26 protein-coding genes and 1 other annotated feature are annotated in these 24,469 nt (G+C 36.3%); of the genes, 16 read left to right on the forward strand and 10 right to left on the reverse strand.

The genetic code is table 11. The features are described 5' to 3' along the window. The first annotated feature begins 92 nt into the window (after positions 1-92). Positions 93-398 carry a hypothetical protein gene (locus BAQ44_RS10320; RefSeq protein ID WP_071721612.1) on the forward strand — a complete coding sequence of 102 codons (306 nt, stop codon included), beginning with the start codon at positions 93-95 and terminating at the stop codon, positions 396-398. A gap of 228 nt (positions 399-626) precedes the next feature. On the opposite strand, the gene BAQ44_RS10325 is transcribed toward BAQ44_RS10320, so the two are convergent. Next, on the reverse strand, positions 627-1,859 hold the full coding sequence (locus tag BAQ44_RS10325; protein WP_071721613.1) for an ammonium transporter: 1,233 nt from the start codon (positions 1,857-1,859) through the stop codon (positions 627-629). A gap of 213 nt (positions 1,860-2,072) precedes the next feature. Here BAQ44_RS10325 and BAQ44_RS10335 point away from each other — a divergent pair, with 213 nt between their 5' ends. The 3 genes from BAQ44_RS10335 to BAQ44_RS10345 all read left to right on the forward strand — a co-directional run bounded on the left by BAQ44_RS10335 (position 2,073) and on the right by BAQ44_RS10345 (position 4,860). Further along, positions 2,073-3,374 carry an alpha-amylase family glycosyl hydrolase gene (locus BAQ44_RS10335; RefSeq protein ID WP_071721614.1) on the forward strand — a complete coding sequence of 434 codons (1,302 nt, stop codon included), beginning with the start codon at positions 2,073-2,075 and terminating at the stop codon, positions 3,372-3,374. Between the two features lie 47 nt (positions 3,375-3,421). Further along, a complete protein-coding gene (locus tag BAQ44_RS10340; protein ID WP_071721631.1) occupies positions 3,422-3,649 on the forward strand; it encodes a hypothetical protein in 228 nt (75 codons plus the stop codon). Positions 3,650-3,957: 308 nt separating this feature from the next. Beyond that, complete coding sequence (locus BAQ44_RS10345) at positions 3,958-4,860, forward strand: helix-turn-helix domain-containing protein (protein WP_071721615.1); 903 nt, start codon at positions 3,958-3,960, stop codon at positions 4,858-4,860. A gap of 501 nt (positions 4,861-5,361) precedes the next feature. Here the strand turns inward: BAQ44_RS10345 and BAQ44_RS10350 are convergent. Beyond that, positions 5,362-5,853 carry a YajQ family cyclic di-GMP-binding protein gene (locus tag BAQ44_RS10350; protein WP_061678717.1) on the reverse strand — a complete coding sequence of 164 codons (492 nt, stop codon included), beginning with the start codon at positions 5,851-5,853 and terminating at the stop codon, positions 5,362-5,364. Positions 5,854-6,212: 359 nt separating this feature from the next. On the opposite strand from BAQ44_RS10350, the gene BAQ44_RS10360 reads away from it, so the two are divergent. Beyond that, positions 6,213-7,067: a CvfB family protein gene (locus BAQ44_RS10360; protein WP_000281274.1), complete on the forward strand. Its 855-nt coding sequence runs from the start codon at positions 6,213-6,215 to the stop codon at positions 7,065-7,067. A 53-nt stretch (positions 7,068-7,120) separates the two neighbouring features. Here BAQ44_RS10360 and prsA read toward each other — a convergent pair whose 3' ends face one another. Continuing rightward, positions 7,121-7,978 (reverse strand): peptidylprolyl isomerase PrsA, encoded by an 858-nt coding sequence (gene prsA, locus BAQ44_RS10365; protein ID WP_063260225.1) that lies wholly within the window; start codon positions 7,976-7,978, stop codon positions 7,121-7,123. A 128-nt stretch (positions 7,979-8,106) separates the two neighbouring features. After that, positions 8,107-8,238 carry a DUF3941 domain-containing protein gene (locus BAQ44_RS10370; protein WP_001120851.1) on the reverse strand — a complete coding sequence of 44 codons (132 nt, stop codon included), beginning with the start codon at positions 8,236-8,238 and terminating at the stop codon, positions 8,107-8,109. 100 nt (positions 8,239-8,338) lie between these two features. Here BAQ44_RS10370 and BAQ44_RS10375 point away from each other — a divergent pair, with 100 nt between their 5' ends. Beyond that, positions 8,339-9,196, forward strand: a complete 858-nt coding sequence (locus BAQ44_RS10375; RefSeq protein WP_061678719.1) for a YitT family protein — start codon at positions 8,339-8,341, stop codon at positions 9,194-9,196. 25 nt (positions 9,197-9,221) lie between these two features. On the opposite strand, the gene BAQ44_RS10380 is transcribed toward BAQ44_RS10375, so the two are convergent. From BAQ44_RS10380 to BAQ44_RS10390, 3 genes are all read right to left on the reverse strand, one after another. Further along, complete coding sequence (locus BAQ44_RS10380; RefSeq protein WP_000527404.1) at positions 9,222-9,419, reverse strand: DUF3813 domain-containing protein; 198 nt, start codon at positions 9,417-9,419, stop codon at positions 9,222-9,224. Beyond that, positions 9,420-9,560, reverse strand: a complete 141-nt coding sequence (locus BAQ44_RS10385; protein ID WP_000516816.1) for a hypothetical protein — start codon at positions 9,558-9,560, stop codon at positions 9,420-9,422. A gap of 105 nt (positions 9,561-9,665) precedes the next feature. Beyond that, positions 9,666-10,475 carry a Cof-type HAD-IIB family hydrolase gene (locus BAQ44_RS10390; protein ID WP_071721617.1) on the reverse strand — a complete coding sequence of 270 codons (810 nt, stop codon included), beginning with the start codon at positions 10,473-10,475 and terminating at the stop codon, positions 9,666-9,668. A 492-nt stretch (positions 10,476-10,967) separates the two neighbouring features. Here BAQ44_RS10390 and BAQ44_RS10395 point away from each other — a divergent pair, with 492 nt between their 5' ends. Together BAQ44_RS10395 and clpB are read left to right on the forward strand one after the other, a co-directional pair. Beyond that, positions 10,968-11,147, forward strand: a complete 180-nt coding sequence (locus BAQ44_RS10395; protein ID WP_000531421.1) for a YjzC family protein — start codon at positions 10,968-10,970, stop codon at positions 11,145-11,147. Between the two features lie 211 nt (positions 11,148-11,358). After that, positions 11,359-13,959, forward strand: coding sequence for an ATP-dependent chaperone ClpB (gene clpB, locus BAQ44_RS10400; protein WP_071721618.1), 2,601 nt, complete (start codon positions 11,359-11,361; stop codon positions 13,957-13,959). A 37-nt stretch (positions 13,960-13,996) separates the two neighbouring features. Here clpB and BAQ44_RS10405 read toward each other — a convergent pair whose 3' ends face one another. Continuing rightward, positions 13,997-14,179, reverse strand: a complete 183-nt coding sequence (locus BAQ44_RS10405) for a YjzD family protein (protein WP_001211113.1) — start codon at positions 14,177-14,179, stop codon at positions 13,997-13,999. 156 nt (positions 14,180-14,335) lie between these two features. Between BAQ44_RS10405 and BAQ44_RS10410 the strand changes: the two genes are divergently transcribed. From BAQ44_RS10410 to BAQ44_RS10440, 7 genes are all read left to right on the forward strand, one after another. Beyond that, entirely contained in the window at positions 14,336-15,070 is a 735-nt protein-coding gene (locus BAQ44_RS10410) for a lipase family protein (protein WP_071721619.1), read from the forward strand. Positions 15,071-15,099: 29 nt separating this feature from the next. Further along, complete coding sequence (locus BAQ44_RS10415; protein WP_116758356.1) at positions 15,100-15,972, forward strand: NAD-dependent epimerase/dehydratase family protein; 873 nt, start codon at positions 15,100-15,102, stop codon at positions 15,970-15,972. 53 nt (positions 15,973-16,025) lie between these two features. Next, positions 16,026-16,202 (forward strand): ComZ family protein, encoded by a 177-nt coding sequence (locus BAQ44_RS10420; RefSeq protein ID WP_001986215.1) that lies wholly within the window; start codon positions 16,026-16,028, stop codon positions 16,200-16,202. 231 nt (positions 16,203-16,433) lie between these two features. Continuing rightward, positions 16,434-17,366, forward strand: coding sequence for a beta-ketoacyl-ACP synthase III (gene fabH / locus BAQ44_RS10425; protein ID WP_001100533.1), 933 nt, complete (start codon positions 16,434-16,436; stop codon positions 17,364-17,366). Between the two features lie 31 nt (positions 17,367-17,397). After that, entirely contained in the window at positions 17,398-18,636 is a 1,239-nt protein-coding gene (gene fabF / locus BAQ44_RS10430; RefSeq protein WP_000412652.1) for a beta-ketoacyl-ACP synthase II, read from the forward strand. A gap of 106 nt (positions 18,637-18,742) precedes the next feature. Further along, the gene (locus BAQ44_RS10435; RefSeq protein WP_071721620.1) at positions 18,743-19,531 is read left to right on the forward strand and encodes a DUF2268 domain-containing putative Zn-dependent protease; all 789 of its coding nucleotides are present in this window, start codon (positions 18,743-18,745) and stop codon (positions 19,529-19,531) included. Between the two features lie 143 nt (positions 19,532-19,674). After that, complete coding sequence (locus tag BAQ44_RS10440; RefSeq protein WP_071721621.1) at positions 19,675-20,421, forward strand: YjbA family protein; 747 nt, start codon at positions 19,675-19,677, stop codon at positions 20,419-20,421. A 309-nt stretch (positions 20,422-20,730) separates the two neighbouring features. Here BAQ44_RS10440 and trpS read toward each other — a convergent pair whose 3' ends face one another. Both trpS and BAQ44_RS10450 read right to left on the reverse strand, forming a co-directional pair. After that, the gene (gene trpS, locus BAQ44_RS10445; RefSeq protein ID WP_061678727.1) at positions 20,731-21,720 is read right to left on the reverse strand and encodes a tryptophan--tRNA ligase; all 990 of its coding nucleotides are present in this window, start codon (positions 21,718-21,720) and stop codon (positions 20,731-20,733) included. Between the two features lie 75 nt (positions 21,721-21,795). Continuing rightward, positions 21,796-22,012 (reverse strand) — a binding site (T-box leader). A 105-nt stretch (positions 22,013-22,117) separates the two neighbouring features. Further along, complete coding sequence (locus tag BAQ44_RS10450; RefSeq protein WP_061678728.1) at positions 22,118-22,498, reverse strand: DUF3899 domain-containing protein; 381 nt, start codon at positions 22,496-22,498, stop codon at positions 22,118-22,120. A 319-nt stretch (positions 22,499-22,817) separates the two neighbouring features. On the opposite strand from BAQ44_RS10450, the gene BAQ44_RS10460 reads away from it, so the two are divergent. Next, positions 22,818-24,449: a peptide ABC transporter substrate-binding protein gene (locus BAQ44_RS10460; protein ID WP_061678729.1), complete on the forward strand. Its 1,632-nt coding sequence runs from the start codon at positions 22,818-22,820 to the stop codon at positions 24,447-24,449. Positions 24,450-24,469: the final 20 nt, after the last annotated feature.

Here is a 24,469-nt window from a genome sequence, read left to right on the forward strand (position 1 = left end):
TCGTCTTTTTGCGTGTAAAAGATGTTTTACATGCGGGGCGAAAGATGTTAAACTGTTGTCAAATAAGTTTTACATATAAGAGGTGTATTTTGATGGATGTTTTGATTTTTATTATTGCGTTAAGTGTCTTTTTATTTGTAGTGTTTGCTATTATAAAAATGTTTATAGCGATTGAGAAACAAGGTGATGAGCGTGCTACGTTTATAAAAAACAAAGCGATGGCTGAGACGTTTCAAATTGCGATGGGGCTAATGGTACTTGAGATGATCCCGTTTATTTATCATCGTTTTAATGAAACGGTAGGAACGCCGTTTAATCCAGTTCGCTTTTTAGCTGTAATAGCTGTGGCATTTCTTATTATTTTAAGTACGAATAAAAGAAAGTACGGCGATTCGTAAGTTACGCCGGGGCAGGGTATTTTTCGGGTTCATTATGTCGGAATTTGTTGATAAATCGATATGTTGTGTCGAAACGTCGATATATTGAAATAATCGTTGATATATAAAAAAATCGTTGATATATCCGGAGAATCGCCGATATATTCACTGCAATACTAGGTGGGGTATACCGCCAACAAGTGCAATAAAAAGAGATGCAATCTACTACCAATAGATTGCATCTCTTTTTTAGTTCACCCGCTCCGTATACTCATAAGCTTTCTCCCCGTGCATCGAAATATCAAGTCCCATATGTTCTTCGTGCTCATCTACCCGAACAGTGAGGAAGAAGTTGATTGCTTTAATAATGGCATACGTCATGATGATCGTGAATGCATATGTTGCGCCGATTGCTATCAGTTGTTTAAACAGTAAAGCCGCGTTTCCATAAAATAATCCGTTAGCGCCATCACTGTTTACCGTAGTAGTTGCAAATAGTCCTGTCGCAATACCGCCCCAAGTTCCGCCGATGCCGTGGCATCCGAATGCATCAAGTGTATCATCGTATCCGAATTTTGTTTTTAAGAAAAAGACTGCTCCGAAGCATAATACGCCGCCGATTGCTCCGATAAGAAGAGCCGAGAAAGGTGTAACGAACCCGCAAGCTGGTGTAATAGCGACTAGACCGGAAACAACTCCGCAAGCAGCTCCCATCGCAGTCGGTTTTGATTGGAAGAACCATTCTGAAAGCATCCAGGTTAATGCGGAGGCAGCTGCGGCTATATTTGTATTAATAAATGCGGTTAAAGCTACATCATTTAAAGATAATGCACTTCCGACGTTAAAACCGAACCAGCCGAACCATAGTAAGCCTGCGCCTAACATCGTAAATGGTAAATGGTGAGGAGACGAACCGTTTATGTTTTTTCGTTTTCCGAGAAAAATAGCTAATACAAGGCCAGCCACGCCAGATGTAATATGAACGACATTACCACCAGCGAAGTCTAACGCGCCAAGCTCTCTAAGCCACCCGCCAACGCCCCATACCCAATGAGCGACAGGATTGTAAACGATTGTTGTCCATAGAAGGATGAAAATAAGGAAAGCGGAAAATCGCATTCTTTCGGCGAATGCACCTGAAATTAAAGCAGGAGTTAAAATGGCGAACATGAGTTGGAACATCATAAATAAGTTGTGAGGAATAGTAGATGAGTAGTCTGGATTTGGTGCGTAGGTAACGCCGTTTAAACCGAACCAATCGAGTGTACCGATAAGTCCGTGCCAATCTGGTCCGAATGATAAAGAATAGCCAATCAAAATCCACTGAATCGAAACGATAGCCATTGCGCTATAACTATGCATTGTCGTACTGAGTACGTTTTTACTGCGAACCATGCCCCCGTAAAAAAGTGCCAATCCTGGTGTCATTAACATGACCATTACTGTCGTTACAAACATAAAAACCGTATCTCCTGTATTCATTCTCTCTCCTCCTATAATGTTAGAAAAAATAACATCAACTCGTTATGTTTCATATCATATTCGAAACGAAGTGTAAAATCAACTAAAAATTCAGAAAATTTTATAATTCATGTTAGGAAATATGACATGAAGTATTTTGCGGAGAAAGAAATCAACGTATGCGATTCGTCTAGATAATTGGTATAATATTCTTACAATTAAAAAATATGGGGGATGCGTGTGAGGAAAATACGGACTAGGAAACTATTCATTTGTTTTTGTTTAGCTGTCGTTTTGTTTGTACCAATACATACGTTTGCGGATGAAAAAAGAGAGTGGCGAGACGAAGTTATCTATTCCATTATGATTGATCGCTTTAATAATGGAGAACCGAAAAATGACAAACAGTTAGAAGTTGGTAATCTAGAAGGATATCAAGGTGGAGATATAAGAGGGAGTATAAAAAGACTGGATTACATAAAAGAAATGGGATTTACCGCTGTTATGCTTTCTCCACTTTTTGAAAGTGGAAAGTACGATGGATTAGACGTGCACAATTTTCAAAAGGTAAATGAACATTTCGGAACAGAAAATGATGTGAAAGAACTTGTACAAGCTGCTCACGCAAAAGGAATGAAAATTGTACTTCAATTTCCGCTTGGAGAGAACGAACAACAAGTCATCGACGCGATGAAATGGTGGATCAAAGAAGTCGATTTAGATGCAAGTTATGTAATACATAGTGAAAAAAAAACGCGTTCTTTCTGGGATGACGTGCAAAAAGATATGCAAGCGATAAAGAAAGATTTTCGTATTATGACAAAAGAAGATAGTGAATACAATGAAAAAATAGTAGAATCGTTTTCCAAAGCGGATGTATCGGTGAAACCTTTATATGATGTGAGTAAAAAAGACGGAGAATCAGCTACATTTTTAGATGATCAAGATACGAAAAGATTTGCTCGTATTGCAAAAGAGAATATGAATTATCCGCCATCTCGCTTGAAACTAGCTCTTACATATTTATTAACATCACCGGGTATTCCGAATTTTTATTACGGGACTGAAATTGCATTAGATGGAGGAGGTACTCCGGATAATAGACGATTAATGGATTTCAAATCAGATGAAAAATTTATGCAGCACATAACGAAACTCGGTGAGCTTAGACAAGCAAGACCATCTTTACGACGCGGTACGTTTGAGCTTCTATACGATAAAGATGGAATGAGTGTACTAAAGCGAAAGTACAAAGATGAAGTGACAGTAGTAGCGATTAATAATACGAAAGAAACGCAAAAAGTTGCTTTACCAGTAAGTGTGATTGGTGAAAAACAAGAGTTAAGAGGATTGTTAGAAGATGAAATTATAAGAGAAGAAAACGGAAAGTTTTATCTCGTTTTAAAGCGCGAAGAATCAAATGTGTATAAAGTTAACGGGGAAACAGGTGTGAATTGGTTGTTTATCTCCTTAATAGTCGGTGTGAATGTATTATTTATTGCGTTTTTAGTTGCGGTTAAAAAGAGACGGAAATGAGTAACGTTTTTTTAGTAGTTCTTCTTCAGTTTAAGGTGGTGAGGTATTTGCGGAAAAAGAAGTGGTTCGCTCTATGCTTATGTGTTTTTATCGTATTCGTAAGTTTTTATTTTTGGGACAACCGTGATGATGGGGAATTTGTTCGGTGGGGCGATAGTGTTCATTCTGTTGATACGGCAGTTTTGAAGAGAAACGATATAAAGTACAAAATCAAAAATGATAAAGTGTATATTCCGGAAAAATCATTTAATAAAGCGATATGGTGTTGCTCTTAATAAATGTGAAATCTCGGGGGACAGGCTAAGGAGGAGACTTTTCCCCTAGCCTGTTTTTGTGTGGGAACCGATAAAAAATCCTTATGATGTATACGCATTAGTCTCTATAGAAGGATTAGTTCCGCAAGCTCATTTTCATTTCATTCTACTATTTGTGTGAAGTAAGACTCTTACCTCGAAATGCAGCTGAGCAAAGAAGTGAAAAGACCTTTAGAACAAACAATAATTGCAACTATACTAATTTTACATTACATTAAAGGGTGAAAAATATTCTGATACTCATTGAGGGCTATATTTGAGGAGGAACAATGGAATTTTACGATTTGGGTATTACCATTAAAGAACTTAGAATGAAAAAGAATATATCACAATCTGAATTGTGTCATGGAATATGTTCACAAAGTCAAATTAGTAAAATAGAAAAAGGTATGATTTATCCATCTAGTATATTGTTATATCAGTTATCTGAAAGACTTGGTATTGATCCAAATAATATTTTCGCACTAACTCAAAACAAAAAACTAAAATATGTAGAAAATGTAAAGTATGTAATGAGAGATTGTACAAAACAAAAACAATATAATGAACTTTACGAAATAGTGAAACAAGAGAAAAACGAAAATAATTTCCAGTTAAAAGAAGATAAACAATTTCTAATATGGCATGAAGCAATTGCTATATTTTATGTAAATAAATCAATAAAAACTGCTTTAAATCTTTTACATAGTGCGTTAAAACTAACTGTAACGAATGGTAATTTTTTATCAGAAAGAGAAATAGATATTATGCAGTCAATGGCTATATTTCATTGGGCAAATAAAGAATATGAAAAGAGTATTACTATATTAAGAAGATGTTTAACTAATTTTAATAAGTTAGATTTTCCTAGGGATAAAGAGATTAAATTAAAAATTATTTTTAATTTAGCAAAAATTTTAGGTCATGCAAATCAACATGAAGAGGCAATAAAATACAATGATATGGGTATTAAATTAGCTATTAATTTAAACACTTTATATTTATTAGGTGAATTATATTATGGAAAAGGTTGGAATATGCTAAAACAAAAACAATATAATGAAGAAGATATAGCTGATAACATGAAAAAAGCATTATTTATATTTGAACTAACAGAAAAAGAAAATCTAATAAAAATAGTTAAAGAAAATTATTTTGAAAATCAAAATAAAAAAATTACTCATAATTTCTGATGAACATCGTATTATTTTCTATAAAAAAAGGCACCTTATGGTGTCTTTTTTTATGACTTATACTATTAAATTGCATTATATATGTTTCTTATACCAAGCTTTGTTGATGTATTTACACTTCGCAGGTGTTGAAGTTTTAGACTTATCATTAAGCGTATCCATATTATTAGAACATCCTGCAATATGTAGGCAGAATGTAGTTAATAAAAAACATAGTATTAATTTCTTCAAATAACCACTTCTAACTCTTTTTTAATTAACATTTTTTCATAAAATAAATTCCTTACTAATTTTACATCACATGAAAGGGTGGAAAATATTCTTATACTCATAAATTGTTACATTTGAGTGGGGCGGGAGGTTTTTTCCTCGATTTTCAAAAGGGCCTTCTTGATTTATGCATAATAATCAAATCCCCATTCTAACTATCCGATTGCGATGTAATATTCTCCCTACACGCTAAAAAGAAAAACATCCTCTACACAGAGGATGTTTTTCTTTTTAGCGGTAGTTAATGAACTGTACGTCAATCGGTAAGTCAGCGCTACGAACTGCTGCGATAACTGCTTGTAAGTCATCACGGCTTTTCGCTGTAACACGTACTTGGTCATCTTGTACTTGTGTTTTTACTTTTAATTTCATTTCTTTAATGATGTTGTTAATTTTTTTCGCGTTATCTTTATCGATACCTTGTTGAAGTGTTGCGCGTTGGCGAACAGTGTTACCAGTCGCAGCTTCAACTTTTCCGTAATCCAAGTTTTTAATTGGAACGTTACGTTTTACAAGTTTAGCAATTAGAACGTCTTTTACTTGGTCTAATTTGAACTCATCGTCAGAAGTTAAAACTAGTACTTCTTTTTCTAATTTAATATCACTTTTACTTCCTTTAAAGTCATATCGGTTTTGGATTTCCTTTAATGCGATGTTAATTGCGTTTGTTACTTCAGGTAATTCTACTTTCGAAACGATGTCAAAAGAACTCTCTTTTGCCATAGTTAGCACCTCCAAATAAATTTCTAATCTTTTTATGTACTGTACATACTAAAGTATAGCTGAAAACGAGCTTAGACTTAAGTGTTTTCATACTTATAATCATGTAACCTCATTTTATTATAGTGAATTTTGGGCAGTTGGACAAATAAAGGAGAAATCGTGTTATAATTAACTTTTGTTTGGAATGATAAAAAAGATAATTTTATCCCGCATTAACGGGCATTCAGTTAGAACAAAGAAGTTAAGTGGGAAATCCACTGCCGTAAACGCCCGATTGGTGAGGGTTGATAATCAGTGGGAAGGAACAAAACCCCCACTGATTAAAGTTTCACTTTATATAGAGAAGGGAATTAAAAAATATGTATTTACAATTAGGAGCGATTGAACAGGTAACTGTTTTACGCGAAACGGAAATCGGATATATGGTTGGGAATGAAGAAGAAGAAATTTTCCTACATAAAAACGAATTAGTTGGAGAAATTGAAGAAGGCGATAAGATTGATGTATTCTTATACCTTGATCATCAAAATCGTGTTTCAGCAACAATGAAGGAGCCACTTATTACGACTTTTGATTGGAACTGGGTAAAAGTTGTAGAAGTTATCCCTAGTTTAGGTGTGTTTGTTGATATTGGTGTATCAAAAGATATACTAATCCCAGCTGATGAGTTCCCGATTTACATGCCAGTATGGCCAGAGGTTGGAGACGAATTATATTGTACGTTAAAACTAACGAATCGTGATCGTCTTATTGCTCTTCCGGCAAGAGATAGTGATATGCAAGAAATTATCGTAGATGCGACACCATCTATGCGTAATAAAAACGTAAATGGACGTGTGTATCGTTCACTTCAAGTTGGTTCATTCATACTAACTGATGAGCATTTCCGTGCTTTCTTACACCATACTGAAAGAAAAGAACAAGTACGTATCGGTGAACGTGTAACGGGCCGTATTATTGACGTAAAAGATGATGGTACAATTAACATTTCACTTCTTCCTCGTAAAGAAGAAGGAATGGAAGATGATGCTGCTGTAATTTATGCATATATGGAAGAACGAGGCGGAGCAATGCCGTTTTGGGATAAGAGCCACCCAGAAGACATAAAAGAACGCTTCAACATGAGTAAAGCTGCATTTAAGCGCGCGCTTGGTAAGTTGATGAAAGAAGAAAAGATTTATCAAGAAGAAGGCTGGACGTACTTTAAGAAGTAAATGAAATAAAAAGCACCGTCTTATTTTGTCATAAAAAATAAGACGGTGCTTTTTTAATTTCCTTGCTCATGCGCAAGAGTAAACGTATCTTCCAAGTCACTATCATTTATTTTAATATTTGCCTTTTTTAATTCCTTTTGTATTAATTTGTGACTGAATGTAGGGTCCGCCATACGTTCTGCTTCCAAGTTTTTGCGGATGGAGTCTTTCACTTCATCGTAAGGTTGTAAATCTTTTTTACCAGTTAGTTTAATAATGTGATAGCCATTTGGTGATTTGACGGGTTCACTAATTTGGTCGATTTTTAGCTTGTAGGCAGTTGTTTCAAATTCAGGTGTCATTGTACCGGAATGGAAGTATCCAAGGTCTCCGCCTTTATCTTTTGATAGTAGATCTTGCGATTCTTGTTTTGCTAATTCTTCAAATGAAGCACCAGCATCTAATTTTTTCTTTATTTCTTTCGCTTCATTTTCGTCACTTACTAAAATGTGACTCGCTTTAATTTCTGGCTTATAGTGATCTTTCACGTCTTTTTCTGTAACACTTTTCTTAATCGCTTCATTCATAGCAAGTTTGAACTTAATTTGATTTTTGAAATCAGCTTCATCTTTTAAACGATTATTTTCTAGTACAGCTGAGAATTGATCGCCGTATTGCTTTTTCGCCTTTTGTACTTCTCTATCTACATCATCGTCAGATACTTTATATTTTTTCGTGATAACGTCTTGCGCCATCATTTCGTATAACATGTCTTTTCCGTAACGATCTTTCAACTGCTTTTCGAAGTCGCTCTTCGTAATGGCTGAGTCTGTTGCCGTAGCGACTGTAGCTGAGCTGTTTTTTTGTCCACAAGCAGCTAGCATTAATATACTTATTAGTGCAGTAATAATGAAAATGTGTTTCCCTCTCATGCCAACACCTCATCCGAATATGTTATCGCTATTGTAGAATATAGAAGTGAACATGAAGTGAATTTTCAATGTTTTTTCCTGTAAAATGTAAAAAAGTACATCAACAATATTGTTGATGTACGATGGAATCAAAGGTGATCGGTCTTTTTAGAATAGGCACGTTTACCTTGCTGAATATTTTTTTGTTCTTGCTCATTTTTTTGCGTACGCTTTGCATTATTATCGCGTGCTTTTTTGTCGTTATCACTCGTATGTGGCATATGTATCAACTCCATTTCTAAACGTTGTACGTTTATCATTTCCTTTTTCGTAAAGACTATGTATAGCGGTGCATTCATGAATAATAAAGGTGGATTAGAAATGGATTTGAAGTTGAATTATACCGAACTTATAAAGAAGTTAATCGTTGTAATCGTCGCAGGTTTGTTAAACGCGATTGGAATGAATTTATTTTTAACGCCAGCGAAAGTGTACGCGAGTGGCTTTGCTGGGTTGTCTCAATTATTATCACAAATATTAGGTGACTTTTTATCTATTCACATATCAACGGGGGTATTGTTTAGCTTGTTTAATATTCCAGTCGTTATTTTAGCATGGAAAAAGGTTGGAAAGGCCTTTACTTTCTTTAGTTTTCTTTGCGTTATATTTATGACTTTATTTTTAGAAATTATCCCAGTTAGAGCGGTTTCAAACGACATCATATTGAATGCGATTTTTGGCGGGATTATTTCAGCAATCGGGGTAGGTATGGCGTTGAAGTGGGGGGCTTCTACAGGTGGTTTAGATATTATCGCCATGATTTTATCTAAAATAAAAGACAAGCCTGTCGGTACATATTTTTTCTTCTTTAATGCACTAATTATTATCGCTGCTGGCTATGTGTATGGCTGGGAAAAAGCATTATATACTTTGGTGACTTTGTATGTCTCAACGCGAATTATCGATGCGATTCATACGCGGCATGTGAAGATTACAGCATTAATCGTTACGAAGAATGGGACGGATGTACGAAAGGCGATTCATTCACGCTTAGTGAGGGGGATTACAACTATCCCAGCAACAGGTGCTTATACAAATGAAAATAAGGAAATGTTAATGATCGTTATTACTCGTTATGAACTGTATGAATTAGAGAGGGTTATTAAACAAGTGGACCCAGGTGCATTTACAAATGTACTGCAAACGGTCGGGGTGTTTGGATTATTTAGAAAAGATTAAAGAGGACCAAAGCTGGTCCTCTTTTTTAATGCAAATTCGTAATGTTTTGCAACTGCTCCTGCATTTCACGTAGCTGAACTTTTTCAGCTGTTGAAGAGTTTGCATAAGCAGAGTGCAAAGCGTTTTTTGCTCTATATACGAGATCTTGTTGCTCAGCACCGCTTGAACAAGTTACGGCATTTGCAACAGCATCTCTAGCTTGTTGGAATAGTAAGTTCCCCATTTAAACCCCTCCAAAAGAAGAGTTACTTCTCGCTTTTTCTGCCTCAGCTAATGTACCTCTGTACGGGAATCTTGCATCATGCTTCATTACAGCATCGGCTCCTTGTTGGATAAAACGTTTTGATTTGTTCTTTTTACCCATTCGAAAAACCCCCTTTATTTAGCTGAAAACAATCGACGCGCTGACTTTTGCGTCTAATAATAGTATGAGCGTTTAGCGAGAAACTATAAGCAGGGAATTTTTAGATTACAACCCAAGAACCTCTTCTAAATATAGTGCAATACCATCTTCTTCATTCGTTAACGTTGTATGGTTTGCGAGTGATTTTAATTCAGGGATAGCATTCCCCATTGCGATGCCGTGACCAGCGAATTCAATCATTTCAAAGTCGTTATCTTCATCACCGAAAGCGATAATGCGCTCTTGTGGAATGTTGTAATGACTAGAAATTTTTTGTAATCCGACAGCTTTATTTAACCCGCTTTTTACAATTTCAATAATTGGCCAAGGTGCGCCCCATTTTCTATGGTCGATTACTTCAGCATGCATATCAGTTAAATGTTGACGAATTGCGCTAGAATGCTCATCATGTGCGTCAATTAATAAGCAAGTTGGATGATCGTTTAAAGTATTTAATAAGTCTCCTGTAAAAATCTTCGGAGAACCGAATTCGAAAATATGTTTTTTATCTTCATCAATTTCACGAACATACACATCGTCCATTACTTCAGCGTATATATTTTTTACACCAAAATCAAAGCAAGCTCGGACAATTTCTTGGGCTGTTGCTAGCTCAAGAGGAGAGTGATGTGTTCCCCATTTTGAATCAAGAGGATGATGTACGTAAGCGCCGTTAAAGTTTACGATTGGTGTATTCAGACCAAGTTCTTTATAGTAATCAAAACTAGCACGGAATGGACGCCCTGTTGAAATAACGACAATATGTCCTTGTTCCTTTGCTTTTGCAATTGTATGTTTCGTTCGAGTGGAAATTATTTTGTTGTCTGTTAATAAAGTACCGTCTAAGTCTAATGCGATTAAATGTTGTTTATTCATAATTTCACCTCTTATAATAATTTTTTTGTTTCTATCTGTATTTCCGTTTTTAATATGCAGAAATAAGAGGTTGAGCTGGGTGAGACCACCAAAGATGGAAACTTCACTATATATCCATCTTACGTCGCAAAGCGCTACGGTGTCTACTATTTCTCGTTGGAAATTAAGAAAAGTCAACGTCTTTTTAGAAAGTTCAAATAATGTTTCTTTCATTATGTACAAATTGTGAAAAGGGTTACATTGCTCATGTGAGGGAGCTTATAATGAACATGTAATCTTCTCGTATATGTTTGACTCTCCTTTGAAACTGGCCTATAGTAGGTTGGTTTCTTTTTTTTCTACAAATAGGAAAGAAATCCCTTCCTAAGCTTGTGTCATTCATGTATATGTACAAGAACGAAATGTAGTACTTGTTTCCTAAACATGACAGAAAAGCTTTCTTTGAAAATGGATATACTAATGAGGCAAAGACGTCATGGAAGGAGAATGGAAATGGGACAAAATCGCAGGTTTCGTTCTGGACAAAAAGCGCCAAATGATGGGATTTATGTAGAGATTGGTGAAACAGGAAGTATGGTAAAAGATCCGCAAATGGTGAAATTAACTGCCGGTGAAAAGTTTCCAGATAACACAAATCATAACCGTCAGTGGACATATAAAAGAAAACCGTAACAGAAGCCGCAATCATTATTGCGGCTTTTTTGTTATGGGGCATTGTAATTACATTTACCTTAACTTTTTAACTTGTATAATGAATGCACTCATTTTCTTTTTCCAATAATAAGTTTGGAAATACATAAGCAAAATTATTGTATAAAAAAGTCAGTTGGCGTATAATCAAATCAAAGGTCAAAGAAAGTCAAACATTTGGAGGACTGTAAAGATGGACTTAAATCAAATGACAACAAAAACACAAGAGGCGATTATGAGTGCCCAATCTTTAGCGGTATCTCATCATCATCAAGAAGTAGATACTGTTCATCTCTTGTTTACATTATTAGAAGAGCAAGATGGGTTAGCAGTGCGTATTTTTCAAAAAATGAATGTCGATATAGAAGCGTTAAAACAAGGAGTAGAAAGTTTAATTAAGAAAAAGCCTTCTGTAACAGGAAGCGGTGCAGAAGCAGGTAAATTATATATAACAGGTGCTCTGCAACAACTGCTTGTAAGAGCAGGAAAAGAAGCAGAGAAATTGCAAGATGACTACATTTCAGTTGAACATGTACTGCTTGCTTTTTCTGAAGAAAAAGGCGATATAAATCAATTACTTACAAGATTTCATATTACGAAAGATAACTTATTACAGTCTTTAATGACAGTTCGGGGGAATCAAAGAGTGACTAGTCAAAATCCAGAAGCAACTTATGAAGCGTTAGAAAAATATGGCCGTGATTTAGTGGCGGAAGTAAGAGCGGGGAAAATTGACCCTGTTATCGGCCGTGATAGTGAAATTCGCCGCGTAATTCGCATTCTTTCACGTAAAACGAAAAACAACCCGGTTTTAATTGGTGAGCCAGGTGTTGGTAAAACAGCAATCGTTGAAGGATTAGCGCAGCGTATTGTGAAAAAGGATGTACCAGAAGGGTTAAAAGATAGAACAATCTTTGCATTAGATATGAGTGCGCTTGTAGCTGGAGCAAAATTCCGTGGTGAGTTTGAAGAGCGCCTGCAAGCTGTATTAAATGAAATTAAAAAGAGTGAAGGCCGCATCTTATTATTTATTGATGAACTTCATACAATCGTCGGCGCTGGTAAAACAGAAGGTGCGATGGACGCAGGAAATATGTTAAAACCGATGCTTGCGCGTGGTGAACTGCATTGTATTGGGGCGACAACATTAGATGAATATCGTAAATATATTGAGAAAGATCCAGCGCTAGAAAGACGTTTCCAACAAGTATTAGCAGAAGAACCAACTGTTGAAGATACAATTTCCATTTTACGTGGTTTAAAAGAGCGTTTTGAAATTTATCATGGTGTAAATATTCATGACCGCGCGATTGTAGCAGCATCTGTTTTGTCAGATCGATATATTTCGGATCGTTTTTTACCAGATAAGGCAATTGATCTTGTTGACGAAGCGTGTGCAACGATTCGAACAGAAATTGATTCTATGCCAACAGAATTAGATGAAGTAACGCGCCGCATTATGCAGCTGGAAATTGAAGAAGCAGCTCTTGGAAAAGAGAAGGACTTTGGTAGCCAAGAACGTCTAAAAACGTTGCAACGTGAATTATCGGATTTAAAAGAAGTTGCAAGTGGTATGAGAGCGAAATGGGAGAAAGAAAAAGAAGATATTCACAAAGTTCGTAACTTACGTGAACATTTAGAGCGTCTGCGCCGTGAATTAGAAGAAGCAGAAGGTAATTACGATTTAAATAAAGCAGCGGAACTTCGACATGGGAAAATTCCTGCAATTGAAAAAGAGTTAAAAGAAGCAGAAGAAATGGGCGCACATAATAAACAGGAAAATCGTTTATTACGTGAGGAAGTAAGTGAAGAAGAGATTGCTGATATTGTTTCACGCTGGACGGGTATTCCGGTCGCAAAACTCGTAGAAGGCGAACGTGAGAAATTACTACGCTTAGAGCAAATTTTATCAGAGCGTGTCATCGGACAAGAGGAAGCGGTAAGCTTAGTGTCAGACGCAGTTCTTCGTGCACGCGCTGGTATTAAAGATCCGAATCGTCCGATTGGTTCCTTCATCTTCTTAGGACCGACAGGTGTTGGTAAAACAGAACTTGCAAAAACGTTAGCGCAGTCTTTATTCGATAGTGAAGAGCAAATGATTCGTATCGACATGTCTGAGTATATGGAGAAACACGCTGTGTCACGCTTAATTGGTGCGCCTCCTGGATATGTTGGATATGAAGAGGGCGGTCAATTAACAGAGGCGGTAAGACGTAAACCGTATTCCGTTATTTTATTAGACGAAATCGAAAAAGCACATCCAGAAGTATTCAACATTTTATTACAAATGTTAGATGATGGACGCATTACAGATTCGCAAGGACGTACAGTAGACTTTAAAAACACGGTTATTATTATGACTTCAAATATTGGATCTGCTCATTTGTTAGATGGATTAGAAGCAGATGGCGCCATTAAAGAGGAATCAAGAGAACTGGTAATGGGGCAGTTAAGAGGACATTTCCGACCAGAGTTCTTAAACCGTGTCGATGAAATTATTTTATTCAAACCTCTTACAACGAATGAAATTAAAGGTATTGTTGATAAAATTGTAAAAGAATTACAAGGTCGTTTAGCTGACCGTCATATTACAGTAGAATTAACAAATGCAGCGAAAGAATTTGTTGTAGAAGCTGGCTTTGATCCGATGTACGGAGCTCGTCCGTTAAAACGATATGTACAGCGTCAAGTTGAGACGAAATTAGCGAGAGAATTAATTGCAGGAACGATTACTGATAACAGTCACGTAGTGGTTGATGTAGAAAATAACGAATTATTCGTTCATGTAAAATAAAATAAAAAAGAGTTCGGATAAAATCCGGACTCTTTTTTTAGTGTTGTTCTACTGGCTCGTTTGGAATTGTAGCTGAAATTGCTAGTACTAATACCGCAAGAACAACTGAGAAAATAGACGCTTGGTTAAAATCGTATGTACCGCCAGTCATAGAGCCGATTACGTAGCTCATCATATGTACAAGCGCGAACGACCAAATTAATGCCCAAATGAAACGCATATTTTACACCTCTATTCGTTCAATCTGTCCTTATTGTAACACAATTGAAAAAAGAATATAGAAAAATATTTGTAGATTTTTCAACGCAAATTTGCATTCCGTTCATACATTATAGAAGAGTACTTTTATACGTTTAGAAAATAAGGCGGGGGAAAAATGAGTATTACAGAACGTTTTTTTTATTTAGAAAAAGAACCATGTGTCATTTATTTACCGGAGAAGCCAAATGGATTTTCTGTAATGCTTCTTGGTGATTACAATTACTTTATTGAGAATGGTACAAGTTTATGGACACAGCATGCAGGTAGATCCTATTTTTTACATGGCCTTATTGAGAAAGGCTACACGGTCTTTTCTTCTAATTTATACGGAAGACATTGGGGAAACGACCAATCTGTTCGTCTAGCAAAACGCTTATATGACGTTGTTTTGAGAAAAGAGACATTAAATGCGAAAATGCACATTATGGCAGATGGTATGGGTGCACTTGTAGCACTTGAAATGATGAACAAATACCCTGAATGTATACGCTCAGTCATTATGTTAAATCCGTGTTTAGATTTACCAGAATATGTGGAGTTTGAGAAAGAGCATAAGTTTTTTTACAAAAGATTAGTGAAGGAATTAAGTTTAGCGTATGACTCCAAAGAAGAGGAGTTAGAATCCAAAATAAATAAGAAAACATTTACGCTTCTTCCGTCTTGTGTACCTGTTAAAGTTTTCGTATCAACACAAGAAAAAAGAGGAAGAAAACAGTTGTTACGTAAATATGAGAAAATGAGGCAATTCAATCAATGCGATACTTCTGTCTTATTCCATCTGCAAGATGTGAAATATAAAATGGTTAGGCAAACGACTGATTTCTTTAAAAAATATGAAGAAGAATTGTGAAGCTCCCATATACATAAATGAGGAGCTAGTTGTTTCAAGGAGAAAGGGTTGGTGGTATGGAGCGCGTGCTAATTGTAGGTGCACTTACGTTTGTAGGTTATCACCTTGTGAATAAAATGATGGCAGAAGAAGTAGAAGTGTACGGTCTTGATTTTGATGAATTCGAGAATATGACAAAAATTAATGAAGAGAAGTTATTGTTAATTGGGCGAAATGCGTTATTTACGTATTACTCGATAAGAGATGAAGATGGATGGAAATCAGTAGAAGGAGAGAAGTTCGATACGGTTTACTTTTGCCTGTATGAGCCAAATCAACAAAGTGGCTTTCGGAATGAAAGGGTCATATTACAGTATTTAAAGCGGATTATAAGATTGTGTGCAGAACATAAAGTGAAGTTAAATCTAATTTCTTCTATTAAAGTAGGAAACGCAGATGAATCCGAAAATAAACGTTTATTTTCGAAAGTGGAAGAAGGGTTGAAAAAAGGAGAGGTACAGTATAGTGTATTTCGAGTTCCTACATTATATGGGCCATGGCAACCATCTTTTATGATGTATCATCAGCTCATTTTATCAGAACTGGATGAGAAAGAGTGCCATTATGCGAGTGAGGAAAACGGAAGTGATCTACTGTACGTGGAAGATGTATGTGAATACTTATGGGAAAATGGAATGAACGAGGAGCATCTCGGTATATACAATTTACTTAGTGGGAAAAAATCATTATGGAAAAAAGGTATGAACCTTTTACGTGCAGAGGATAAAGTGAACAAAGAGAATGAGGAAGAAAGAGATGATACTGTCGAGATTATTTCGATAAAAAGAAATACTCCGTTAGAATACGGTTTAAATAAACAATTGGCACATATGAAAAAATATAAAGAGTTATACGAAGGATAGCGAGCGTGTTACACTATGTATGTGAAAGTTTTAATGGAGAGGAAGAACATAATATGAATGAGAAAAGCATGCAATTTTTACAAATCGCAATGAAGCATTTACCAGAAGCAAAGGCCATTTTAGATGATAATGGAATTGCGCTTGATATGGAGAAAGCACAACCAGTATTAGAGTTATTAATGAAAGTTATGAACGAAGCATATGAGCTTGGGAAAGCAGATAAAGAATAAAACCTTCTTTTTTTGAGGGAATAGAGGCTCGAACCGTGAATAGAAGCGGTTTGGGCCTTTTTATATTTCAAAAGAAATAGGAAAGGTATGTTTCTGTTTCTTTTAATAAACAATAAAGTGAATAATGCCTAGCTTTATGTTTTAGCTGAAATATATTCTAGACAAAAATACATTTATGTTTTAAAATTAGTACCAAGTCATAATAATTGATATAAAACGGAGGGCTGCGATGTGAACGTGGGCATTTTAGGGATCGGAAGATATGTGCCAGAAAAAGTAGTCACAAATCACGATTTAGAGAAAATAATGGATACATCTGATGAATGGATTCGTACGAGAACGGGAATTGCAGAAAGACGCATTGCCGATGATACAATAGATACTTCATATATGGCCGTAGAGGCTGCTAAAAAAGCACTTGAAGATGCAGGGGTCAGCGGAGAAGATATCGATCTTATTTTAGTAGCGACAGTAACACCAGATCGCGCGTTTCCAGCAGTAGCTTGTGTCATTCAAGAAGCAATTGGAGCGAAACATGCGGCTGCAATGGATGTAGGTGCAGCATGTGCTGGTTTTATGTACGGAATGATTACAGCGCAGCAATTTATTCAAACGGGAACTTATAAAAATGTATTAGTAGTTGGTAGTGATAAACTTTCTAAAATTGTAGACTGGAATGATCGCAATACAGCAGTACTATTTGGAGACGGAGCCGGTGCTATCGTAATGGGGGCTGTTTCAGAAGGAAGAGGCGTTCTATCTTTTGAATTAGGAGCAGACGGAAGTGGCGGTAAGCATCTATATCAAGACGAGTATGTTATGATGAATGGCAGAGAAGTCTTTAAATTTGCCGTTCGTCAACTTGGTGAATCTTGTCTTCGCGTGCTGGATAAGGCTGGTCTTACGAAAGAGGATGTGGATTTCTTAGTACCGCATCAAGCGAATATTCGTATTATGGAATCTGCAAGAGAGAGATTAAATTTACCACAAGAAAAAATGAGTATGACAATTGAAAAGTTTGGTAATACATCAGCTTCTTCAATTCCAATTGCAATGGTAGAGGAATTGCAAAACGGACGTATTCAAGATGGTGATTTAATTATACTTGTTGGTTTTGGCGGCGGATTAACATGGGGAGCAGTCGCTCTTCGTTGGGGTAAATAAGGACTGAGAGAAAAAAAGGAGTGTATTTTGTATGGAAAAAAAGAGGGTCGTAATTACAGGACTAGGAGCTGTTACACCGGTCGGTACAGATGTTGAAACAGCGTGGGAAAACATTAAAAAGGGTGTATCTGGAATCGGACGACTTACAAGAATTGATCCGGAACTATTTCCAGCAAAAGTAGCAGCAGAAATTAACGACTTTGAAGTCGAGAAATATATTGATAAAAAAGAAGCGCGCCGTATGGATCGCTTTACACAATATGCAGTAGCAGCAGCGAAAATGGCAGTTGCAGATGCAAAGCTTGAAATTACAGAAGAAAACGGACCTCGAATTGGTGTATGGATTGGTTCTGGTATTGGCGGTATGGAAACATACGAAGAACAATTTAAGATTTTTACTGAGAAAGGCCCGCGCCGCGTGAGTCCATTCTTCGTACCAATGATGATCCCAGATATGGCAGCAGGTCAAGTATCGATCGCAACAGGAGCAAAAGGAATTAACACTTGTTCAGTAACAGCTTGTGCATCTGGTGCAAACTCAATTGGTGATGCATTTAAAGCGATTCAGCGCGGTGATGCTGATGCAATGATTACAGGCGGAGCAGAGGCGCCGTTAACAAGCATGGCATTCGCAGGATTTAGCTCAGCGAAAGCATTAACATTCAATGAAGATCCAGCAACAGCTTGCCGTCCATTCGATAAAAACCGTAGTGGTTTCGTAATGGGTGAAGGTTCAGGTATTTTAATTCTTGAAGAATTAGAGCACGCATTAGCTCGTGGTGCTCACATTTACGCGGAAATCGCTGGTTACGGTGCAACTGGTGATGCGTTCCATATTACAATGCCAGCTCCTGGCGGTGAAGGTGGCGTGCGTGCAATGCGTCAAGCTTTAGCAGATGCAGGTCTACAGCCAGAAGATATTGATTACATTAATGCGCATGGTACAAGTACGGATGCGAATGAAAAGTATGAAACGATGGCAATTAAAGAAACGTTCGGTGAGCACGCGTATAAAGTAGCAATTAGCTCAACGAAATCAATGACAGGTCACTTATTAGGAGCAGCTGGTGCTGTTGAAGCGATCTTCTCTATTAAATCAATTACAGACGGAGTAATTCCTCCAACAATTAACTATGAAACACCAGATCCAGAATGTGACTTAGATTACGTACCGAATAATGCGAGACATCAAGAAGTAAACGCGGTTTTAAGTAATTCACTAGGATTCGGTGGTCATAACGCAGTATTAGTATTTAAATCGTATAAATAATAGATGAAATAAGGAGTTTTTTCGTAGTATATTGCGAAAAAACTCCTTATTTATTTTTACGCCTTTTCCTCCTTTTGCATATAAATAAGAAAAAGGAGGGATAAAGATGGGGATTGTTGAAACTGCCGAGTGGTTACATCTATATTATGGACGGCCAGAAAAGTTGTGTGAGAAGTTTACGAAGTATATCCCGTTGCCAAAAGAAAGATTGTACCGCTTTTTAATTTCTAAAGGTATGTATCGCCCGGTTATGCGAGGAGAACAAGAGATTAAAGAGTTAGAGAAAAAGGAAATCTGGAAAGAGTTACGTATGGAGTATGAGAAACTGAAAAATTGGTTGAAAGGTCCGGATGTCCCTGTCTTTATTTTATTATCAGATTCCTATAATCGAACTGTACAAGAAGAGTATAACGGCAGGGCTGGATTATCTATGCGTCACGTTATTTTCTTATTCGTATGCGGACGGAATTCGGTAGAAGAATTAAAAGTGTTATTGGCGCATGAATATCATCACATATGCAGGTTACATCAAATTGAGACGAAAGAAACAGAATATACATTACTTGATACGATGATTATGGAAGGGCTAGCTGAGCAAGCAGTAACGGAAAGATATTCAGAAAAAAACAATGCACCGTGGACGACGTATCTTTCAAAAGAAGAGGCTATTTATTATTGGGAAAACGTTGTACACGAAAGAATAAGTATAAAACGAGGAACAAGGGAGCATGACATCTTATTAAATGGATTTCATTCTTATCCGAAGATGCTTGGCTATGCACTTGGATTTCATATTGTCAAAGATTGTGTAACTTCCGCATCTATAGATACACTTTCTCTATTATCTATAGATGCGAAAGAAATATTGAATAAAGCAAATACATTTCATATATAAAAAAACAGGAATTCTATTTCCTGTTTTTTTACTATTAATAGAAGAAAAAATAATAATTAGAATATATTTCCTAAGGTGGAATAAAGTTAAGCAAAATTGAACATAATGATTGATACAAACAGTAGTGAAGTGAGGGGTAGTGAATGTTATATCTACATGATGTATGGGTAAATTGGTTTGAAGGTGAAGAGAATGGGTATAACGTTTGTCATTTTTACGAATGGCGAAAAGATGATACGATTGAGCTATTAGATCAAGTGCCATTATTAAAAGTAGATTCCACATTATATCATTACATCGAAGACGAATTGTTAGAGCTTCCGCAAAAATTGTTGGAAGACGTACATCATAAGGCTTATATTCGTAAAAATCATGAACGTTTGCAGCAAGAGTATTGCTTTGTAGTTACAGATGGAAAAGGAATTATTGCGATTGACACAATTGGTTACAATGTGCCAATTCGAAAGAGTAGACTTATACCGCGCCAAGAGCAGATGGTATATGAGATGGTAGAAAACGTACAAGCAGAAAAGTATGAGTTCCAAGTAGAAGAAATGGAAAAAGAACATCATATTTTATCACCATCACCTTTCATTATGAATGGCTTAACTCGTAAAGAACGACAGCTTAAACAATTATTATTTATGGCGTTAGATCAATTACATACAACGAAAAATACAGCAGAAATTCGCTATTGGTTCACAGAGTGGGATCCATCAGCATACGGAATGGTTCAACATATGGAATTTGAAGATATTTGGGCTAAACTGTATGATGAAGCGAAAACAGGCTGGTCTGAGAAGCACGAGCAATTATGTGAGCGTCTCGTAAAAGGACAGCCATTCTTTGAAAAGTTATGGGAAATGGAAAACGAGCAGAAGGTAAATTAAAAAACCGCCAATTGGCGGTTTTTTTATTTGTTGTAACTTGGCTTCAGCGAGCATTCTAAGAAATCCAGCTCCGGTAGCAAGTCCTTCGCGTCTAAGAACCTTCCCCACGAGAAGGTAAAAAGCACCTTCTGTGGGAAAGAACCTTAGCCAGTCAGGGCTGAACGAGCTGCCTCCGCTTTATATAGTAATCCAGCTCCGGCAGCAAGAATGTTCGGTGGCTTCGCGCCTTCCTGCGAGGCAAAAAGCGCCTCTACGTCAGGAGCTCCATCCCCCTCACATTCTGAACGAGCCGCCTCCGCTTTATATAAGTTACCTACGTTTTCTACTTAATCCCATTGCGTTTTCTACTTTGCGTAGTTGTTTGAATGCAACGCGGTTTGCTTTTTCTGCACCTTTGTCTAGAATTTCGTCTAGTTCTGGTGAGCTGATTAGTTCGTTATATTTGTCTTGGATTGGACGAATTGCATCTACGACTACTTGTGCTAGGTCGCCTTTGAAGTCTCCGTAGCCTTTTCCTTCGTACATTGCTTCGATTTCTTCTACTGTTTTTCCAGAGAATGAAGAGTAGATTGTTAATAAGTTAGAGATTCCAGGTTTGTTTTCTTTATCAAATTTCACAATACCTTCAGAGTCTGTTACAGCACTCTTAATTTTCTTTTCAATTGTTTTCGGTTCATCAAGCATACTGATCATTGATTTTGGATTCGGATCAGATTTACTCATTTTCTTCGTAGGTTCTGTTAATGACATAACGCGAGCTCCTACTTTTGGAATACGAATTTCAGGAACAGTGAACACTTCACGGAAGCGTTTGTTGAAACGCTCTGCTAGGTCACGTGTTAATTCCATATGTTGTTTTTGATCATCACCAACAGGTACGATTTCAGTGTTGTAAAGTAAAATATCAGCAGCCATTAATGGTGGGTACGTTAGTAATCCAGCTGGAACTGAGTCTCTACCTGATGCTTTATCTTTATATTGCGTCATACGCTCTAATTCTCCAACGTAAGCAACTGATTGCATAATCCATCCTAGTTGAGCGTGTGCGGGTACTTCTGACTGTACAAATAAAGTAGCTTTTTCAGGATCAATGCCGCATGCTACATAAAGTGCAGCAAGACTGCGGATGTTTTTACGAAGTTGTACGGGATCTTGAGGTACTGTAATCGCATGTTGGTTTACAATACAGAAATAACAGTCGTGTTCATTTTGAAGCTCTGTAAATTGCTTCATAGCTCCTAAATAGTTTCCAAGTGTAATCGTTCCACTCGGCTGAATACCAGAAAAGATAACTGACATAAGTAATTCCTCCTAAATTTGAATGTGTGATAGGGAAGAGAAGGCAAACAAAAAAGCCCATTCATCCCAAAAAACTATAGGGACGAATGGACCGCGGTACCACCCTAATTATTTCACTACTGTGAAATCTCTCTAATCCATAATAACGTTTGGATATAACGCCAAAGCCTACTACTTTCGGTTCGGTTTGGTGCTCAAAAGCCCATTCCACACTGCGCAATTACTTGTTCACACCAGCCACAAGCTCTCTGAAATTGCCTCAATATGTACTCTTCTTTATCATCGCATACATATAAATTTATTTATTGTTACCTGAGCTCTTTTAATATGAAAGAACTAAAGTTTTATAACAAAATGTTTTGCTGATTATTATATCATATGGGATAGTGTTTGCAAACTACATCAAAATAGTAAAGCTAATGAGGGTCGAGAACAACCCAAGAACGATACCTGTAATACAAATTGGATACGTCCATTTGAATGAATATGTTTTATAAATACGTTCTTTCTTATCGGCAGGTTCCTCTACTTCTTCAATTAAAGACTCAATTTTTTTGTTCGTACCAAATACTCTTTGGAATGCGTAAATTGTTACATTGAAAAATCCATTTTGAAATATGAATAAAAAACCGCCGACAAGAATAAAAAGTAGTGCGGCATAAAACGATATATTGACAAAATTCAACAAAAATTGCGATGAAATGAGGATTGCGCCAATACTAGAAGCGATTATCGCTATGAAAATTAGTATACAAGTATGAAAAAAAACTTTATTCAAAATGTTCCCCTCCGTCAAAATATTACTAGAATTATTATACTATAAAAGCTATAATATGTACTAGAATTAATTTTTTGAAAATTATACGCAATTAAAGGTCTGATTTCAAGATGATGGTAGCAATGTTAACGTATCCCTTTACAAAAAAATAAAAAAATAAACATTTTATTAAAAATTTTAACAAAAAAACAAAAAACTATATTCACAATTGTTATATTATATGTATAATGAAAATTGTAGAAACTTGGAGATTATTCTTTCAATTCTACTTTTTTACAAGTGAGGGTACAGGAAGTGCAATTAGGGGAGGCAACACAACATGAAGAAAAAGATACCGTTATTACTTGCATCGACGTTGACGGTCAGTATGTTAGGAGCTTGTAGTTACCAAAAAGAGGATAATAAAGCAGGCGCAAAAGAAAAATCCTCAAACAAGCAAGTGTTAAATCTAACCGAGACAGCTGAAATTCCAACTATGGATACGACGTTATCAACAGATGCAGCATCTTCTAACATCATGAATAACACAATGGAGGGATTATATCGTCTGGGGAAAGACGATAAACTTGTTCCAGGTGTCGCTAAATCTTATGAGAAATCAGAAGATGGCAAAAAGTATGTGTTCAAGTTACGTGAAGATGCGAAATGGTCTAATGGTGAACCTGTAACAGCGAAAGACTTCGTTTATTCTTGGCGAAGAGCTGTAGATTCAAACACAGGTGCCAAGTTTGCTTACATACTATTTGATGTTAAAAATGCGGAGAAAGTTAACAAAAAAGAATTGCCAGTTGAAGAGCTTGGTGTAAAGGCAATTGATGATCATACACTTGAAGTGGAATTAGATAACCCTGTTCCTTATTTTGTAAGTTTAACAGTCTATCCAACATTGTATCCTTTGAATGAGAAGTTTGTAACAGAACAAGGAGCAAAATTTGGATTAGAATCCAATACGACACTTTATAATGGTCCATTCGTATTAAATGAATGGAAGCATGAACAAAGTTTCCAACTTAAGAAGAATCCAACGTATTGGGAAAATAAAGAAGTAAAACTTGAGGAAATAAACTTCAATATTGTTAAGGATCGTTCAACTGCTATAAATTTATATGAAACGAAAGCAATTGATCGTGTAGTCTTAACATCAGAGTTTGTAGACAAATACAAATCAGATGCTGACTTTAAAACGATTAAGAGACCATCTACACAATTTATTCGCTTAAATGAAAAGAATAAATTTTTAGCAAATAAAAATATCCGAAAAGCAATTGCAATGTCCTTTGAACGTGAAAATATCGGGAAAGTTATCTTAAACGATGGTTCAGAGGGGATATATGGTTTTGTTCCGAAAGGCTTAGCAAAAGGTCCGAATGGAAAAGACTTCCGTGAAGAGAACGGAAAGCTTATAAAAGAGGATATTAAAGAAGCTCAAAAATATTGGGAAGCTGGTAAAAAAGAACTTGGTGTAGACAAAGTAGAGTTAGAGCTATTAAACTTTGATACTGATGATGCTAAAAAAATCGGAGAGTATTTAAAAGGCCAATTTGAAAAGAACTTACCAGGTTTAACAGTTTCCACAAAAATGCAGCCATTTGCACAAAAATTAAAACTGGAAGCAAGTGGAGATTATGCAATGTCATATGCGGGATGGAGTCCAGATTATATGGATCCAATGTCATTCCTTGAAATGTATACGACAGGTAATGCGCAAAACAAAGTAAATTATGCAAACCCAGCGTATGATGACCTAATTAAAAAAGCGAAAACAGAAGTTGATGTACAAGCTCGTTGGGATGCATTATTACAAGCGGAAAAACAACTGCTTGAAGATGCAGCGATTGCTCCAGTATATCAACCAGGAAAAGCTTATTTACAACGTGGCTCAATAACTGGCCTATTAGAACATAAATATGGCGGAGAATTTAGCTATAAGTGGGTTGAACTCAAAAACTAAAAATGGTTTCCATCATGAAT

Origin of the sequence: Bacillus mobilis, assembly GCF_001884045.1 — a bacterium.
GTDB classification, from domain to species: Bacteria; Bacillota; Bacilli; order Bacillales; family Bacillaceae_G; genus Bacillus_A; species Bacillus_A mobilis.